General features: G+C 59.4%; 17 protein-coding genes. 4 read left to right on the forward strand and 13 right to left on the reverse strand.

Features of this window, described 5'->3' with window-relative positions:
- Nucleotides 1-208: 208 nt before the first annotated feature.
- Nucleotides 209-1,429, reverse strand: a complete 1,221-nt coding sequence (locus PRI8871_RS15315) for an acyl-CoA dehydrogenase (RefSeq protein ID WP_108887122.1) — start codon at nt 1,427-1,429, stop codon at nt 209-211.
- 89 nt (nt 1,430-1,518) lie between these two features.
- Here PRI8871_RS15315 and PRI8871_RS15320 point away from each other — a divergent pair, with 89 nt between their 5' ends.
- Complete coding sequence (locus tag PRI8871_RS15320) at nt 1,519-2,397, forward strand: LysR substrate-binding domain-containing protein (protein ID WP_108887123.1); 879 nt, start codon at nt 1,519-1,521, stop codon at nt 2,395-2,397.
- A gap of 126 nt (nt 2,398-2,523) precedes the next feature.
- Here PRI8871_RS15320 and phoB read toward each other — a convergent pair whose 3' ends face one another.
- From phoB to PRI8871_RS15350, 6 genes are all read right to left on the reverse strand, one after another.
- Nucleotides 2,524-3,213, reverse strand: coding sequence for a phosphate regulon transcriptional regulator PhoB (gene phoB / locus PRI8871_RS15325; RefSeq protein WP_108887124.1), 690 nt, complete (start codon nt 3,211-3,213; stop codon nt 2,524-2,526).
- A 6-nt stretch (nt 3,214-3,219) separates the two neighbouring features.
- Nucleotides 3,220-3,969 (reverse strand): phosphate signaling complex protein PhoU, encoded by a 750-nt coding sequence (gene phoU / locus PRI8871_RS15330; RefSeq protein WP_108887125.1) that lies wholly within the window; start codon nt 3,967-3,969, stop codon nt 3,220-3,222.
- 1 nt (nt 3,970) lies between these two features.
- On the reverse strand, nt 3,971-4,768 hold the full coding sequence (gene pstB, locus PRI8871_RS15335; protein WP_108887126.1) for a phosphate ABC transporter ATP-binding protein PstB: 798 nt from the start codon (nt 4,766-4,768) through the stop codon (nt 3,971-3,973).
- Nucleotides 4,769-4,784: 16 nt separating this feature from the next.
- Nucleotides 4,785-6,113 carry a phosphate ABC transporter permease PstA gene (pstA, locus tag PRI8871_RS15340; protein ID WP_108887127.1) on the reverse strand — a complete coding sequence of 443 codons (1,329 nt, stop codon included), beginning with the start codon at nt 6,111-6,113 and terminating at the stop codon, nt 4,785-4,787.
- Nucleotides 6,110-7,582: a phosphate ABC transporter permease subunit PstC gene (gene pstC, locus PRI8871_RS15345; protein WP_108887128.1), complete on the reverse strand. Its 1,473-nt coding sequence runs from the start codon at nt 7,580-7,582 to the stop codon at nt 6,110-6,112. The genes pstA and pstC overlap by 4 nt, the downstream gene beginning before the upstream one ends.
- Before the next feature lie 83 nt (nt 7,583-7,665).
- A complete protein-coding gene (locus PRI8871_RS15350) occupies nt 7,666-8,694 on the reverse strand; it encodes a substrate-binding domain-containing protein (RefSeq protein ID WP_108887129.1) in 1,029 nt (342 codons plus the stop codon).
- 342 nt (nt 8,695-9,036) lie between these two features.
- On the opposite strand from PRI8871_RS15350, the gene PRI8871_RS15355 reads away from it, so the two are divergent.
- Both PRI8871_RS15355 and PRI8871_RS15360 read left to right on the forward strand, forming a co-directional pair.
- Entirely contained in the window at nt 9,037-9,720 is a 684-nt protein-coding gene (locus tag PRI8871_RS15355) for an FkbM family methyltransferase (protein WP_108887200.1), read from the forward strand.
- Between the two features lies 1 nt (nt 9,721).
- Nucleotides 9,722-10,846, forward strand: a complete 1,125-nt coding sequence (locus PRI8871_RS15360) for a glycosyltransferase family 61 protein (protein ID WP_108887130.1) — start codon at nt 9,722-9,724, stop codon at nt 10,844-10,846.
- On the opposite strand, the gene PRI8871_RS15365 is transcribed toward PRI8871_RS15360, so the two are convergent.
- The 5 genes from PRI8871_RS15365 to PRI8871_RS15385 form a co-directional block, all read right to left on the reverse strand.
- Nucleotides 10,843-11,883, reverse strand: a complete 1,041-nt coding sequence (locus PRI8871_RS15365; protein ID WP_108887131.1) for a sensor histidine kinase — start codon at nt 11,881-11,883, stop codon at nt 10,843-10,845. The two genes, PRI8871_RS15360 and PRI8871_RS15365, sit on opposite strands and share 4 nt — an antisense overlap.
- 3 nt (nt 11,884-11,886) lie before the next feature.
- The gene (locus tag PRI8871_RS15370; protein ID WP_108887132.1) at nt 11,887-13,062 is read right to left on the reverse strand and encodes a trans-sulfuration enzyme family protein; all 1,176 of its coding nucleotides are present in this window, start codon (nt 13,060-13,062) and stop codon (nt 11,887-11,889) included.
- 92 nt (nt 13,063-13,154) lie between these two features.
- Complete coding sequence (locus tag PRI8871_RS15375; protein ID WP_108887133.1) at nt 13,155-13,676, reverse strand: gamma carbonic anhydrase family protein; 522 nt, start codon at nt 13,674-13,676, stop codon at nt 13,155-13,157.
- Nucleotides 13,673-14,317, reverse strand: a complete 645-nt coding sequence (gene gmk / locus PRI8871_RS15380) for a guanylate kinase (RefSeq protein ID WP_108887134.1) — start codon at nt 14,315-14,317, stop codon at nt 13,673-13,675. The genes PRI8871_RS15375 and gmk overlap by 4 nt, the downstream gene beginning before the upstream one ends.
- Nucleotides 14,318-14,321: 4 nt before the next feature.
- Complete coding sequence (locus PRI8871_RS15385) at nt 14,322-15,200, reverse strand: YicC/YloC family endoribonuclease (protein WP_245897884.1); 879 nt, start codon at nt 15,198-15,200, stop codon at nt 14,322-14,324.
- Between the two features lie 200 nt (nt 15,201-15,400).
- On the opposite strand from PRI8871_RS15385, the gene PRI8871_RS15390 reads away from it, so the two are divergent.
- Entirely contained in the window at nt 15,401-16,042 is a 642-nt protein-coding gene (locus tag PRI8871_RS15390) for a PAS domain-containing protein (RefSeq protein ID WP_108887136.1), read from the forward strand.
- Nucleotides 16,043-16,125: 83 nt separating this feature from the next.
- Here PRI8871_RS15390 and PRI8871_RS15395 read toward each other — a convergent pair whose 3' ends face one another.
- On the reverse strand, nt 16,126-17,496 hold the full coding sequence (locus PRI8871_RS15395; protein WP_108887137.1) for a class II 3-deoxy-7-phosphoheptulonate synthase: 1,371 nt from the start codon (nt 17,494-17,496) through the stop codon (nt 16,126-16,128).
- Nucleotides 17,497-17,646 lie beyond the last annotated feature (150 nt).

Here is a 17,646-nt window from a genome sequence, read left to right on the forward strand (position 1 = left end):
GAGGTGTAACGCACAACACCATTGAGTGGTTGCACGAAACCTAACGGTTCAGGCTTATTTGTCCAGATGTCAGGGGGTTTCTACCTCGTAAGGATAGTCGTTTGCGCTGTCCAAAGCGCCATTCAGCGCCCTCAGCGCTCATCAAATATTTACATAATACTGATTATAGGATTAAAGGAAGGCGGACCGTCGGCCCGCCACCCTAATATCAGAAAAACGCCTGAAGCCCGGTTTGGGACCGGCCAAGGATCAGCGCGTGAATATCATGCGTGCCCTCATAGGTGTTCACCGTCTCAAGGTTCAGCATGTGGCGGATCACTTGGAACTCTGTGCTGATGCCATTGCCACCGTGCATGTCCCGCGCCAGACGCGCAATGTCCAAAGCCTTGCCGCAGTTGTTGCGCTTGATGATCGAGATCATCTCGGGTGCGCCCTGCGCCTCATCCATCAAACGACCCACGCGCAGCGCCGCCTGAAGCCCCAGCGCGATTTCGGTCTGCATATCGGCCAGCTTCTTCTGGAACAATTGCGTCTGCGCAATCGGACGACCGAACTGTTTGCGATCAAGCCCGTACTGACGCGCCGCATGCCAGCAAAATTCGGCAGCGCCCATCGCGCCCCAAGCAATGCCGTACCGTGCGCGGTTCAAACAACCGAACGGGCCTTTAAGCCCCTGCACATGCGGCAACAGCGCATCCTCGCCAACTTCGACGCCTTCCAGCACCACTTCGCCCGTGACCGAGGCCCGCAGCGACATCTTGTTCTGGATCTTCGGCGCGCTCAGGCCCTTGGCGCCTTTTTCCAGAACAAAGCCACGGATCTTGCCGCCATGCGCTTCGGATTTGGCCCAGATGACAAAGACATCTGCAACAGGCGCGTTTGAGATCCACATCTTGGACCCGGTGATCCGATAACCGCCGTCGATCTTTTCGGCGCGGGTTTTCATCCCCGCCGGATCACTGCCCGCATCGGGTTCAGTCAGGCCAAAACAGCCAATCCATTCGCCGCTCGCCAGTTTCGGCAGATACTTCATCCGCTGTTCTTCGCTGCCATAGGCGTAGATCGGGTACATCACCAAGGACGACTGCACCGACATCATCGACCGATAGCCGCTGTCCACGCGCTCAATCTCACGCGCGACCAGACCATAGGCCACATAGGATGATCCCAACCCGCCATATTGTTCCGGAACGGTGATGCCCAGAAGGCCCATTTCGCCCATTTCGGCAAAGATTTCAGGGGCTACCAGTTCGTCATTGAACGCCTGCGTCACGCGCGGTTGAAGTTTTTCCTGCGCATAGGACCGGGCGCTTTCGGCCATCATCCGTTCATCATCGCTCAGTTGATCGGCGATGCGGAACGGGTCAGACCAGTCAAAGCTGCCCATATCAGGCGCGTCTTTCGGTTTCAAAACAGGTGTGTCAGTCATATCAGGCCTCATTGAGTTTGCGGCAGATTAACTTGCAATTTACGCATAGAAAAACGACATTTCCTCACATCAGCATGAGGTTTTTGCATATGTCATCTCCGCGCCGCAGCCTGCCGCCCTTGACCGCCCTCCGCGCCCTCGAGGCGCTGGACCGTCTGGGCAGTGCAACGGCGGTCGCCAATGAACAAAGCCTCAGCCAAAGCGCGGTCAGCCGGCAATTGCAAACCCTTGAGGATGCCCTGGGCCAAAGCCTTTTGCACCGCGATGGTCGCAACCTGACCCTGACGGATGAGGCCAAACGCTATGCCACGGCGATCCGCGGGGCGCTGCAACAGATCACCGATGCAACGATGGCGTTGCAACTGAACCCGAATGGCGGGGCGCTCAATCTGGCGATCTTGCCCAGCTTCGGCATGCGCTGGTTGGTGCCGCGCCTGCCCGATTTCACCCGCCGCCATCCCGATGTCACTGTGAACCTATCGACCAGCCTCGCGCCTTTCGCCTTCCAAGGCACCGGTTTTGACGCCGCGCTGCATTTCGATCAAACCCCTTGGCCCGGCACCGATAGCCTGCTTTTGATGCGCGAAACGGTGCTGGCAGTCGCAGCGCCTGGCCTAGATACCAAGACCGCGCCTCTGCTGCACATCCAAACCAGACCACAGGCTTGGGCCCGCTGGCTGGAGCGTGAGGAGCGTGATCCCGGCACCCTGCCCGCCCTGTGGTTCGACCAGTTCACCGCCATTCTACAAGCGGCCCGCTATGGGCTTGGCGTCGCACTTCTGCCAACCTACCTGATTGCCGAGGATGTGGCCGCAGGTCACCTGATCCCGATCTCAGACGCAGCGCCGCTCAGCCTTGGGGCCTACCATCTGGTCTGGCCGCAATCGCGCGCGCCCAGTCCCGCGCTTCTAAGCTTCCGCGACTGGATGGCCACGCAGGCCGAGGACGAAGATCCTCTGCCGCGCTAGTCTTCTTCTCTTTGGTAAATACCGCCGGGGGGCTTCCGCAGGAAGCCGGGGGCCGCGCCCCCACCCGCTTGGCCGCATGGCCAAGCACCCAATGCGCGGCGCGAAAGCGCCGCACCGCTGGATCACTTAACCAAGCGCATATCCCGCGCCCCGCACCGTGCGCAGCGGGTCGTTGCCGCCAAATTGGCACAACGCCTTGCGCAAGCGGCCGATATGCACGTCAACCGTCCGCGTATCAACATAGATATCGCGGCCCCAGACCCGGTCCAAAAGCTGTTCGCGCGTCCAGACACGGCCCGGCTTTTCCATGAAGGTCGACAAAAGCCGAAACTCGGTCGGGCCCAGTTTCAAGGGCTGTTCTGACCGTGTTACCTTATGGGTCTCGCTATCCAGAATGATGTCGTCGTAATGCAGCCGTTCGCCCACGGTCGCAGGGCGCGTGCGCCGAAGCTGCGCGCGCACACGTGCCATCAATTCGACCACCGAATAGGGTTTGACCACATAGTCATCGGCCCCGGTTTCCAGCCCGCGCACCTTGTCCACCTCTTCGGATCGGGCCGAGAGCATGATGACCGGAACCTGCCGGGTTTCGGGGCGGCTTTTGATCTGACGGCAGACCTCAATCCCCGACACATTCGGCAACATCCAATCCAGAACGATGATGTCGGGCGCCACTTCCTCGATCAGAATGAGCGCCTGTTCACCATCTTCGGCCCGCGATACCCGAAAGCCTTCGGCCTCAAGGTTGTAGCTTAGGACTTCGCGCTGTGCTGCTTCGTCCTCAACCACCAATACTGTAGGTTGATCTGCCGACATTGCTCATCAATCCTCGCTCTCCGAAAGGCCATTTGCCCCGGTCAACGCTGCATCCGTCGAGGTGACATCCATCTTCGGACGCGCCTCACCGGGCTTTTCACCGGTCTTCAAGAACACCACTTGTTCGGCAATTGAGGTCACATGATCGCCCATGCGCTCAATGTTCTTGGCGATGAAATGCAGGTGCATACAGGCCGTGATATTGCGTGTGTCCTCTAGCATGAAGGTCAGCAATTCGCGGAACAGCGTGTTGTGCATCTGGTCAACGTCGCGGTCGCGTTCGATCACGTCGCGGGCCAGTTCTTCATCGCGTTGGATGTAGCTGTCCAGCGCGTCTTTCAGCATCAGCTCAACCTCGCGCGCCATACGGCGCAGCGAAGCGGCGGTGCCGCCGATGGGCTGCATCTGCACCAGAACCCCGGTCCGCTTGGCGATGTTCTTGGACAGATCGCCGATGCGTTCCAGGTTGGCCGACATCCGCATGACCGACAGCACGACCCGCAGGTCAACCGCCGTAGGCGCCCGCAGCGCGATGACGCGGGCGGCTTCTTCGTTCAGCTGATTTTCCAGCGCGTCGATGATTGCATCCCCGGACCGGACCCGTTCGGCCAGCTCTTCATCGCGGGTTTCCAGCGATTTGGCGGCGTTGATGATTGCCTCTTCGACCAGACCGCCCATCTTCATAATGCGCGCTTGGATGCCTTCCAGATCACGGTCAAAGGCCGAGACGATGTGATGATTAAGGTCGTGTTCCATGTTACCCGATCCGGCCTGTGATGTAGCTTTCAGTGCGGCTGTCTTCTGGATTGGTGAAGATCTTGCCGGTGTCGCCGTATTCCACCAGATTTCCCAAGTGAAAGAAGGCGGTCTTTTGACTGACGCGCGCGGCCTGCTGCATCGAGTGGGTCACAATCACCACCGAATAATTGCTGCGCAATTCGTCAATCAGTTCCTCGACCTGTGCGGTCGCGATTGGGTCCAGCGCCGAGCAAGGCTCGTCCATCAACAGAACCTCAGGCTCGGTTGCAATGGCGCGTGCAATGCACAGACGCTGCTGTTGACCGCCAGAAAGGCCGGTGCCCGGCGCTTGTAGCCGGTCTTTGACTTCATCCCAGATGGCCCCGCGGCGCAACGAACGTTCGACAATCTCATCGAGTTCGGCCTTGCTGCTGGCCATGCCGTGAATGCGCGGGCCGTAGGCGATATTGTCATAGATCGACTTGGGGAACGGGTTCGGCTTTTGGAACACCATGCCGACCTTGGCCCGCAGCTGAACCGGGTCCACCCGCTTGTCATAGATGTCTTCGCCGTCAATGCGAATGTCGCCCGTCACGCGGCAGATGTCGATCGTGTCGTTCATCCGGTTCAGGCAGCGCAGGAAAGTCGACTTGCCGCAGCCCGACGGGCCGATAAAGGCAGTGACCGTCTTGTCTTCGATCTCGACGCTGACGTCTTTGATGGCGTGGGTGTCACCGTAATAGACCTGAACACCCTGTGCGTTGATTTTGACATCGTTCTGCGTCACGTTTCTCTCCGTATGCAATACGTCGTACATTTGAGTCATACCTCGTTTACCAGCGGCGTTCAAAGCGGCGGCGCAGGATGATTGCGATGATGTTCATGGTCAGAAGGAACATCAGAAGGATGATGATCCCGCCCCAGGCCTTGTCATAGAAGCTGACATCGGCGCGGGCGGCCCAGGTGTAGATCTGCGCCGGCATGGCCGAGTTCGGCTCGACGAAGCCGTCCATGAAGCCGTCAGGATAGCCACGAGCCACAAACCCAACCATCCCGATCAGCAGCAGCGGCGCGGTTTCCCCAAGCGCCTGCGCCAGACCGATGATGGTGCCGGTCAGAATACCGGGCATGGCCAACGGCAGAACATGGTGGAACACGGCCTGCATCTTTGAGGCCCCGACCCCAAGCGCGGCATCGCGGATCGACGGCGGCACCGATTTCAGCGAGGCGCGGGTCGAGATGATGATCGTCGGCAGGGTCATCAGCGTCAGAACCAGACCGCCAACCAAGGGGGCAGATTGCGGCAGGTGCATGAACTGAATGAACACGGCCAGACCAAGGATACCGAACACGATGGATGGAACAGCGGCAAGGTTTGAGATGTTCACCTCGATCAAGTCGGTCCAGCGGTTCTGCGGGGCAAATTCCTCAAGGTAGATCGAGGCGGCAACGCCGATGGGCAGCGACAGAACCAGAACCACCAGCATCATAAAGAACGACCCGACGACCGAGGCACCGATGCCCGCGCCGCCAGGGTTGTCCACGCCCGAATCCGCGCCGGTGATGAAAGTCCAGTTGAAGCCCTGTTTCAGCAAGCCCGCATCATGCAGCGCGTCCACAAGGTCCAGATCGCTCAGTTGCAGGAAGCGGCTGTCGACCAGCGTATCGCGGGTCACCCGACCGTTGAAATAGCCATCCACGCGAGAGGATGCGGGCAGGATGAAGTTCACCGATTTGCCCAGATCGCCAGTGTTTGCGGTATAATGGCCGCGCAGATCGTTCCCGATCTTGCCAAGCAGACGTTCAATCGCGGCGTTGTCAAAAGAAGCGGTGACACCGTCTTCGGTCAGTTTCTGCGTCATCGCGTCGATGAACACGGCCTGATAGGCTTTGGTTTTGAACAGCTGCTTTTCCGCGGCGTCGAACTGTTCTTGGGTCAGCGTAAACTCAACCTCAAGAACGGTGCGGGTGAAGGCCGGAACACCCGAACGGATGATCGATGTGGCCAGCACGACAAGGAAGAACAAACCGATCAGGATCGCGCCAAGGCCATATGCCTTGAACCGCGCCTCGGAGGCGTTGCGCTTGCGCGTGTGAGCGTCGGTCTCGGTTAGCGAAATCCGTTTCCGGGGCGCGTCGGAGGCGTTTTTCATATCGGTCATTCGTACTGTTCCCGGTATTTGCGCACGATGTAGAGGGCGAAGACGTTCAGACCCAGCGTCAGGACGAACAGGGTCATCCCAAGCGCGAAGGCAACAAGTGCCTCAGGGCTGGCGAAATCCGCGTCGCCGGTCAGCTGGCTGACGATCTTGGCGGTCACCGTGGTCATGGCGTCAAAGGGGTTCATGCTCAGGCGGGCGGCGGCCCCTGCCCCCAGCACCACGATCATCGTCTCACCGATGGCGCGGCTGGCGGCCAGCAGGATCGCGCCAACGATCCCCGGCAGAGCGGCGGGCAGAACCACCTGCTTGATGGTTTCCGACTTGGTCGCGCCAAGCCCGTAAGACCCGTCGCGCATTGCTTGCGGCACAGCGTTGATGATGTCATCCGAAAGCGAGCTTACGAAGGGGATCAGCATGATGCCCATCACCAGACCTGCGGTCATCACGGCAGTGCCTGCCTGCATCCAGCCCAAACCGTCCTTGCCAAAGACCGACACCAGAAGCGGGCCAACTGTCAGCAGGGCAAACAGACCGTAAACAATGGTCGGGATACCGGCGAGGATCTCAAGCAGCGGCTTGGCGGTCGCGCGGACCTTGGGGCTGGCGTATTCCGACAGGTACATCGCGGCGAACAGACCAATCGGCACCGACACGGCCAGCGCGACGATCGAGATATAGAATGTGCCCCACAGCAGCGGCAAGATGCCAAGCTTGGAGCTGCCACCACGACCCGAGAAGCTGGGCGCCCATTCCAGACCGAAGAAGAAGTCGGTCCAAGGATAAAGGCGGAAGAACTCAAGCGTGTTGAACACCAGCGATAGGATGATCCCAACGGTGGTGAAAATCGCGATTGAGGCGGCGGCGATCAGCAGCGCCTTGACCGAACCTTCGACCACATTGCGGGCGCGGAAATCGGCATGGCTGTCGCGCAGACCCAATGCCGCCCCGACGACCGTCAGAAGCAGCACCAAAACCGACATGTAATTGCGGCCAGCGTTGCTTTTGGCGCGGTAAGACTGTGCAGCCACCAGAACCGTCGGTGTGATATCCGAGGTCACGATCTGACCGGCATCTTTCAGCGCTTGTGTCACGACGGCGACGTCCGCATTTGGATCGGACGCCAGATTGCTGTCCATAGCCCCGACGGCCACGGCGTTGTTCAGACCGTCAGCGGTGCGGCGCACCTCAGCCATGACCAGACCGCGGTTGCTGCCATCGGCAATCGCGGTTTCGGGGATCATGCCCGACACAGTCGAATTGATGTAGAACGGCTGCGCCAGCAGCCATATCAGCAAAGCGGCGATGCCAGGCACAAGCGCTTTGATGAAGACGTTCGAGCCATAATACGACGGCAATGAATGCAGTCGGCGGATGTCGCCTTGGGCAGATTGCAAAGCACGACGGCGGCCAAGCACGTAGCCTACCGCCGCAATCGCCACAACGCCCAAGAAGAGCCAGAGTAAAGGCATGAGGCCCCCGTCTTTGTTCTGGAAAACTGTCTAAAAGACGAATTGGGGGCGGCGAAATATGCCGCCCCCTGATCCTGAACGTCTTAGTTCAAGGTCGCTTCAGCTTCAACCGCTGCTTGGGTGGCTGCCAGTTCCGGATCCGAAACCAGACCATACTGGGCCAGCGGGCCATCGGGGCCTGCCAGTTCGTCAGCTACGAAAAACTGAGCGTATTCTTTCAGGCCGGGGATCACGCCGATGTGGGCTTTCTTCACGTAGAAGAACAGCGGACGCGATACCGGGTATTCGCCGGTCGAGATGGTCTCGGTCGACGGTGCGATGCCCGACATGGTGGCCACTTTCAGCTTGTCGGTGTTGTTCTCGTAGAACGCCAGACCGAAGATGCCGACGCCGCTTGCATTGGCGTCGATGCGGGCCAGGGTCTCGGTGTAGTCGCCGTCGATGTCGACCGACTTGCCGTCAGTGCGAACGTCGATGCAGGCGTCTTCGGCGTCATCGTCCGACATGCCAGCCGCTTTCATCGCTTCGAAAGCGCCCGATTCTTCGCAGCCTACGCGCAGAACTTTTTCTTCGAACACTTCACGGGTGCCGTGCTTGGTGCCCGGGATAAAGGCAGCAATTTCAACGTCCGGCAGGTCGGCGTTGAATTCGGCCCAAGTGTTGTAGGTGTTGTCGACCAGCGCGCCGTCCTTCAGGACTTTCGGGGCCAGAGCGTTGTAGATGTCGGTCGGTTCAAACGCTTCGAAGGCCGGGCCGTTCTGCTGCGATGCGAACACGATGCCGTCATAGCCGATGCGGACTTCGATGATCTCGGTCACGCCGTTTTCGGCACAGGCCTTGATCTCTTTGTCTTTGATCTGGCGCGAAGCGTTTGCAACGTCGATGGTGTTTTCACCAACGCCTTCGCAGAAGCGCTTCAGGCCAGCCGACGAACCGCCCGATTCAACAACCGGTGTCGGGAAGTCGGTGTTCTCACCGAAAGCCTCAGCGACGATCGACGCATAGGGAAGAACGGTCGACGAACCGGCGACCTGGACGTTGTCACGGGCAGCGGCGGCGGTTGCCGAAACGGCTGCGATCGCCAGCACGGAGGCGGTCAGTTTGAAAGTCATTGGGGTAGCTCCTGATTGAGTGCTCGATCATCCCCACGATGATCTTGGCGCTTCTGCTAGACCTGTCGTGCATAGGTTTTGTGACGGTTACGTAACAGTTTTATGACAGACTATGCTTTGGGATAATCTGGCAGGCTTTCGATACTGTTTGCACTCACGCAAAAGGTGACTCGGAACGACGAAAATTTGAAACAAAAATGCGATTTGCCGCCAGATTACCGCCCAAAACGCCCTGTTTCGCCCTAAAATGAACCAAACCGCCTGTCATGACCCTTAGCAACAGGCAAAAAGCGACCCAAAATGTCGCAGCAGATAGTTACGGGCAAAAATGGCAGCGGAAACATGACAGATTACACAGAAGCAGCAAACTGCCTTGGCGTCAGCGTGCCAGAGTCGCCGTTTTTGAACGAAATGCGAATCGTGCGAATGAACGAAGGCCGTTACGAAGGTCAGGAAATTGCCGGTGCGATGAAGGTCGTCACATCCGAAGATCGCGTTCTGGAAATGGGCGCGGGCCTTGGCGTTGTGGGCGGCGTGATTGCCAAAAACTGCAAGCCGCAGGAAATCCGATCGTTTGAGGCCAACCCCGCCCTGATGCCGCATATCAACGCACTTTATCAGGCCAATGACTTGACCGGCACGATCTCGGTACAAAATACCGTCCTTCTGGCTGGCCCCGATCAGCCGGCATCAATTCCGTTTTTCGTGCGCACCAGCTTTCTTGGCTCGTCGCTGAACCGCATGGAAGGCAAGCGCAACCAAGAGGTCATGGTTCCGACACTGGATTTTAACGCCTTCTGTGCCGGATATATGCCGACGGTTCTGGTGATCGACATCGAAGGCGGTGAACTGGATATCCTGCGCCATGCCGATCTGTCGGGGTTTCGGGCCATCGTGATCGAATTTCACCCCGACCATTACGGCATTCCGGGCATGCGCGAATGCAAACGCATCTTGGGGGACGCCGGTTTTGTCAAAGACGATGAGGTGTCATCGCGCACCGTTTGGACCTGCGTAAAGGGCTGATATGACCGTTGACCCCACCTTGCAGCCAAAGCCCGAGGACAGCTGGTCTGAGGATCTGTTGACCGTCGACAACGCGCTGATGGCCACGCCCAAGGGCAAGCTGACGCTTAGCTTTAAGGCGGGCATTTTCGATGCCGATGGCAACCCCGTGCACCAAGCTTCGGTTTGGCGGGGCAATCGGCGGATCATGCTGCCGCCACGCCGCCTGCCCGATCCAAAACGCACCATGGACGGCGCATGGCTTTGGGGCGGGCTGCTCTATAATCACTTCGGCCACTTCCTATGCGAAGGCACAACGCGGCTTTGGGCGCTGGATCATCTGCCACAGCCGGTGAACGGGCTGCTCTTTTATGCCAAATACGAAGGCGAAGAAGGCGAGGCCGTGCGCGGCTATCATGAACGGTTTATCCGGCTGATGGGCTGCGATCTGCCGATCACAATCGTGCGCCAGCCCACCCGCGTGGACCGTCTGTTCGTTCCGGGGCAAGGGTTTGGCCTTGGCCCCATGTCGCCCGGCTCGCCGAAGTTCCGCGCCGCGGTTGCCGCGCGCTTTGGGCGGGATGTCGCCGCGGAGGGGCCGAAAAAGATCTATGTGTCCCGGTCTGAGATCGGGCCGCGCAAGGGCGGGCTATTGTTCGAAAAGCAGCTGGAGGAGCTGTTGGTTCAACAAGGCTATGAGATTTTCCATCCGCAGAAACATTCGCTGGATGAACAGGTGGCCCGCTATAAGGCGGCGACCCATATTCTGGCGGCCGAAGGGTCGGCGCTACACTTTCTGGCCTTCTGCGCCCGCGCCGATCAGAACATCGGCATGGTGGTGCGCCGTGTGTCAGGTGCCACGCGCAACATTCAGCGAAATGTCGGCGGGTTCTGCGGCAAGACGCCATCGGTGTTCAAAGCAATCAAGCGCAGTTGGATGCCCGAAACCAGCACGCGCAAGCATATGGCCGTGGCTGAACTGGATTTCCCCCAGCTTCAGCGCGAATTGCAACAGGCCGGGTTTATCAGCGATGGCCCCGCATGGCGCGATTTCACCGGTGATGAGGCCGCCAAGGAAATCTTCTCGGTCCGGTTCCGGCGGATCAACAAATACCACGCGACCGAGGTCGAGGACGAAGACGCCTAGTCGACCCGCAGCAACACGGTGATCTTGGTGCCTTGCCCCAAGGTGCTTTCGATCCACATCCGGCCGCGGTGCCGGTTGACGATGTGTTTGACAATCGCCAGCCCCAGACCGGTGCCACCCAAGTGCCGCGATCGGTGACTGTCGGCGCGATAAAACCGTTCGGTCAGGCGCGGCAGATGAACCTCATCAATGCCCGGCCCATTGTCCCGCACCGTCAGGCGCACCGCTTGCCCGCGCAGGCGGGATTCGTATGTCGGCTCGGTCAGCGACACCGCGACATTGACGCCAGTCCCGCCATATTTGATCGCGTTCTCGATCAGATTGGTGAACACCTGACGCAACTGATCGGAATCGCCCAAGATACGGATTGGCTTTGACGGAACATCCAATGTCACCGAGGCTTTGCAGGACTCGGCCACTGGCATCAAACCGTTGACCGTTGAACTGATCAGTGCGACCGGATCGACCGGATCCGTTGGCCGCACCCGTTCATCTGCTTCCACCCGGCTAAGGGACAGCAAATCGCCCACCAAGCGGTTCATCCGTCCCGCTTCGCTGTCCATGATGGTCAAAAACCGCTCCAGCGCGGCGGTGTCGTTCTTGGCTGGACCTTTCAGCGTTTCGATAAACCCAATCAGCGCGGTCAACGGCGTGCGCAATTCGTGGCTGACATTGGCCACAAAATCCCGGCGCATCTGCCCGGCCTTTTCCAGATGGGTGATGTCTTCGAAACAGATCAGCGTGCCCCGCCCCGATGGCAAGGACACCGGGCGCACCGTCACGCGAAAGGTCGTGTCATTGCGCCCGTCATTGGTCAGATAGTCGGTCTTGCGCGGCTTGCCGTCTTTCTGGGTCGCCTCAATCGCATCAAGTAGAACAGGTTGCCGCAAGGCCGTGATGAAATGACGCTGAACAATCGCCTCGCCCAGAAGTTTGCGCGCCTCGGCGTTGGCCGCTTCGATCCGTTCGTTCATACGGATCAGGATGGCGGGCATGGGAATGGCTTCGACCAGGTCCTGCAACATCTGTTCGTTCATGCGTCAGGCCTTTCTTGCGGCCGCCAAACCGTCATCGAAACAAGCGATCAGCGCGTCCGGGTCTTCCAGCCCGACCGAAACGCGGAAGAACCCTTCGGTGATCCCCAGCGCTGCGCGTTGTTCTGGCGTCAGCGCCCGGTGCGACGAACTGGCTGCGTGTGACAGCGTCGTGCCCACATCGCCCAGCGTCGGAGCGAATGCGATCCCCTTGGCGGCCTCGGCGAAGGCGTTGGCCTGCGCCCGACCGCCATCCAGTTCAAAACTGACGATGTTACAGCCCTGCCCCTGCAGCACTGATTGCGCCCGCGCCGCATCGGGATGATCGGGGCGTGTCGGGTACAGCACGCGCTTGACCCCCGGCGCTGTCGCCAGATGATCGGCCAAGCGGCGCGCAGTGTCTTGTGTGCGGTCAAAACGCAGATCAAAAGTATACATCCCGCGTTCGGCCAGCCAGCAATCAAACGGGCTGGGCGTCATACCGGTCGTCACGGCGAAAATCCGCATTTTCTGCATGATTTCAGGGTCTTTTGCACCAACCCAGCCAAGCGTTACATCCGCATGCCCGGCCAGTAGCTTGGTCACCGAATGCAGCACAACATCCGCGCCGTGATCAAACGCCTGAACCGCCTTGGGCGTGGTAAAGGTGTTGTCCAGCACCAGCAGAATGCCCTTGTCGCGGCAAAGCTCGGCGATGCCGTCAATGTCAGCAATGCGCAGCGTCGGGTTGGACACGATCTCAAGCAAAACCAACTTGGTGTTGGGCCGCACCGCCGCCCGGAACGCATCCACGTTGGTCGGATCGGCAAGCGAGGTTTCGATGCCCAAACGCGGCAGGTCTTCGCGCATCAGGCGCAGGCTACGGCCATAAAGCTGGTCGCCGCCCAAGACGTGATCGCCCGCCCGTGTCAGCCCCATCAGCGCCGCGGTGACCGCCGCCATACCTGAACCGACAACCAAGCCATCGTCGCAGCCTTCCAGCCGGTTGATCTGACGGGCCAGAACATCGGCGTTAGGATGGCCTTCACGGGCGTAAGTATAGCCCTGAGCGCGTCCCTCATATTGGCTGTCCAACTCATCCGGCGAGGTGCTGGCATAGACCACTGAGGGCATCAGCGGCGTGACAACCGGGGTCGACAGGCTATCGGGCAGCCCATCAGGGCGCATCAAGGTACGTTTCATTCTGTGGTCTCCGTTCTTGGGCTAAGGGGTGACATACAAAAAAAGCCCCGGCAAGGGGGACCATGCCGGGGCTTGGAAACGTCAACGTTTTGTTACACTTCGCGCAGATCCTTGCGGAAGCGGCGCATGTTTTCCTGATAGCGCTGTGCGCTCAGGGTCATACCGGCGATCGCAGATTCATCCAATTGACGCACCACTTTGCCCGGCGCGCCCATCACAAGGCTGCCATCGGGGATCTCTTTCTTTTCGGTGATCAAGGCTCCCGCACCGATCAGGCAGTTTTTGCCAATCTTGGCCCCGTTCAGAATAACAGCGCCCATACCGATCAGGGTGTTGTCGCCAATAACACAGCCATGCAGCATGACCTTATGGCCGATGGTGCAATTTTCGCCAATGATCAGCGGCCAACCCGGATCGGTGTGGCAAACGGTGTTTTCCTGAACGTTCGACCCTTTGCCAACGCGGATTTCTTCGTTGTCGCCGCGCAGCGTGCTGCCAAACCAGACCGAGGCGCCCTCTTCCAGCACGACCTTGCCAATCAGATTGGCATCCGGCGCGGCCCAGCTATCCTCGTGCAGTTCTGGCTGATGGTCGCCCAAAGCATAAATCGTCATGCATTTCCCTCCTCAAACTCGGCTTGCAACTTGCGGACATGATCATTCAGTCCCGGTTGCTGGTTTCGGCTAAGGCGGGCGGCGGTGACAATACTTTTCAGCCGCTTTTCCGTATCGTGCAAATCTTCGTTGATCAGAACGTAATCATAGCCATCCCAATGGCTGATTTCGTCCCAGCTTTTCTGCATCCGCTTTGAGATGGTTTCTGCCGAGTCCTGCCCGCGCGATTCAAGGCGGCGGCGCAGTTCGGTGATCGAGGGCGGCAGCAGGAAGATCGATAGCGTATGGCGACCAAGGTCCGAATTGCGGATCTGTTGCGCGCCTTGCCAGTCGATGTCGAACAGCACATCGCGGCCCGCGTCGATGCTGGCCTTCACCGGCCCTTTGGGCGAGCCATAGAAATTGCCGAACACATGCGCATGTTCCAGCATATCGCCATTGGCCACGTCTGCCTTGAACTGCTCTTCGGTCAGGAAATGGTAATCCTCGCCGTTCACCTCGCCGGTGCGGGGGGCGCGCGTGGTGGCCGAGACCGAAAACCGGATGGTCGGATCCCATTCGCGCAGGCGCTTGGCAAGCGTGGATTTCCCCGCGCCTGAAGGCGAGGACAGGATGATCAATAGACCGCGGCGGTCGGACATGGGCTTACTCCAAATTCTGGACTTGTTCGCGCAACTGGTCGATCACGGTCTTGAGGTCAAGCCCGATCGCCGTCAGCGGCGTTGATTGAGATTTCGAGCACAAGGTATTGGCTTCACGGTTGAATTCCTGCATCAGGAAATCAAGCTTGCGCCCAACCGCGCCGTCCGTCGCCAGCAGATCCCGCGCGGCGTTGATATGGGCGCGCAGGCGGTCGATTTCTTCGGTCACATCGGTTTTCACTGCGATCAACGCCAATTCCTGGGCAATGCGGGCCTCGTCGATGTCGTCGGTGTTTTCGATGATCCGGGCCAGTGCCGCGCGCAGACGGTCGGCCTGTTCAGCCTTACGGTCATGGGTCACCGACAGCGCCGCATCGGTCAGGCGTTCGATATCATCAAGCTGCCCCGACAGGATCGCGTTCAACTGCTTGCCTTCCGCTTGACGCATGCCGCAGAACGCTTTCAAAACACTGTCAAAATCTGCAACCAGCGCCTTGCGCACCGGCGACGGATCTTGCGGTTCGGCATGGGCATCCAACACGCCGCGCAGCCCAACGATATCCGCTGCACTGGACGGCGCGAGTGTCAGCCCCACCGCCTTGGCCCGCGCTTCGGCCTCATGCATCGCGGCAAGTACGGTATCCAGCTGTCCGGGGTTCAGCGCCAAACGTTCGCCATCATGCGCCGACTGCAACCGCAGGGACACGGTGACATTGCCGCGCTTGACCGTGCCGCTGACCTTGGCCCGCAGCGCCTGTTCCAGCCCTTCAACCCAATCGGGCACCCGCAGGCGCAGATCCAGCCCTTTGCCGTTGACGCTTCGAATGTCCCAGGTCCAACGAAGGCCCAATGCCTCGCCCTGACCGCTTGCAAAGCCTGTCATAGAATTGCGCATGGCTGGCCTCCCTTATCGTGCAATGGCCCTTGGGTACGCCCTGCGGGCGGTCATGGCAAGGCGCGGCGGCCGGGTGAGGCGTTAACCATCTGTTAGGAAAAGCCGCGAAACTGAGGGGCATTTTATGCTAACCTGAGTCAACAGAGACCTAAATCGCTCAGATAATCGGTCACAGACAGGAGGCATCGATGGCAGACGATCAAGACCCGCGCATTGTGAGCTTTGTGAACCGGGCAGAGTTCGACAATGACCGCATCCTGACCGAGGTCGAAACCTATTGGCGCAGCCTTTGCGACGATGGCGAACCGCCGCTGCGCAGTCAGATCCACCCCAAGAAGATTGAAAACGCACTGGAATATGCGTTCATCGTTGAGATGATCACCTCGGAATTGGCGCGCATTCGTGTGGCGGGGTGTCATCTGTCGGAACTGGCCGGAACCGGGGCAAGCGGCCTGCCCTTGTCCTGCCTGTTCACCATGGAGGCGCGGACCGAACTGGCAGGCGCGACACGGCAGTTGTTTTCCCGGCCCTCAGTCGTGCGGATGGATCTGCACAGCCGGTCTTCGCTTGGGCGCCCGGCGCTGGCGGGGCAATTGCTGATGCTGCCGCTGCGGTCGGATATGGGCGATGTGACGCGGGGCTTGGGCTGTCTGATGACGACTGGCAAAGTGGGCAAACATCAGCGCCGCTTCACCATTGAGCGCAGCACCTGCACACCCCTTAGTAAGCTTCTGGAAACGCGCAAGAAAATCACAACGCGACCCCTGCCAGACTACCTTCAACCCAAACCTGCGATGGATCATTTGCGGTTGGTCGTCTCAAACGATTGAACCCAGGCACTCAATCCCAGAGACGAGAAAAGCCGGATGCCCCCGCATCCGGCTTTTCGATTGTTCTACGCTGATCGCGTGGCTTAGGACGATGCCGCGGCAGCCACATCCTGACGACGGTTCGTCAGCTCTTCGGCCACAAGGAACGCCAGTTCCAGCGATTGCGACGCGTTCAGACGCGGATCGCATGCGGTGTGGTAACGGTCGCTCAGATCCTCTTCCGACACGGCATAAACGCCGCCGGTGCATTCGGTCACATCCTGACCGGTCATTTCGAAATGCACACCGCCGGGGATCGTGCCTTCGGCGCGGTGGATGGCAAAGAAGTCGCGGACCTCTTGCAGCACCAGCTCGAACGGACGGGTTTTGTAGCCCGTTGCCGATTTGATCGTGTTGCCGTGCATCGGGTCACAGACCCAAGTCACATTGGCGCCCACTTCCTGAACGGCCTTGATTAGGCGCGGCAGGTGTTCGGCCGACTTGCCGGCCCCAAAGCGTGCGATCAGGGTCAACTTACCCTCTTCGTTCGCGGGGTTCAGACGTTCCAGCAACACCTTCAGATCATCCGGCGTGGTCGTCGGGCCGCATTTCAGGCCAACCGGGTTCAGCACGCCGCGGGCAAATTCCACATGTGCGCCATCGGGTTGACGGGTGCGGTCACCGATCCAGATCATGTGACCCGACCCTGCCAGCCACTGACCCGAGGTCGAGTCCAGACGGCACAGCGCCTCTTCGTATTCCAGCAGCAGCGATTCATGGCTGGTGTAGAAATCAACCGTCTTCAGGCTGGGTTCCTGATCGCTATCAAGGCCAGCGGCCTTCATGAAATCAAGCGCGTCGCTGATGCGGTTCGCCATTTCGCGGTACTGCGAGGCGCGGTCGCTTTCGGTAAAGCCCATGGTCCACTGGTGCACCTTGTGCACATCGGCATAACCACCGGTCGAGAAGGCGCGCAGCAGGTTCAGCGTCGCCGCTGCCTGCGTGTAGGCCTGCAACATCTTGTTCGGGTTCGGAATACGGGCTTCGGGGGTGAAGTCCAATTCGTTGATGATGTCGCCGCGGTAGCTGGGCAGTTCCACGCCGCCGATTGTTTCGGTCGGGGCCGAACGCGGTTTGGCGAATTGGCCTGCCATACGGCCAACCTTGACCACCGGCACCTTGGCGCCAAAGGTCAGCACCATGGCCATCTGCAACATCACCTTAAAGGTGTCGCGGATGGCGTTGGCGCTGAATTGGTCAAAGCTCTCGGCGCAATCGCCGCCCTGAAGCAAGAACGCCTCGCCACGCGATGCCGCGCCCAGCTTTTTCTTCAGTGTCCGGGCCTCGCCTGCAAAAACGAGCGGCGGATACTTGGCCAGTTGCGCCTCGACAGTGTTCAGCGCGTTCTGATCCGTATAATCCGGCATCTGAACCCGCGGTTTGTTGCGCCAGTTCGATTTTTGCCACTCAGTCATTTCAGGTCTCCGGGTGTAGCAATGCGGTTTGCGATAACAGAGCCGTTCTATACAGGACCAATCCGGCCAAGGCCACCATACTTTTTGCCCGCATGCCTTGACCCTGCCCAACAGTTCTGACCAACTGTTCGCAACGTCGACAAAAGACAT

The sequence above is a fragment of the Pseudoprimorskyibacter insulae genome (assembly GCF_900302505.1).
GTDB lineage: Bacteria > Pseudomonadota > Alphaproteobacteria > Rhodobacterales > Rhodobacteraceae > Pseudoprimorskyibacter > Pseudoprimorskyibacter insulae.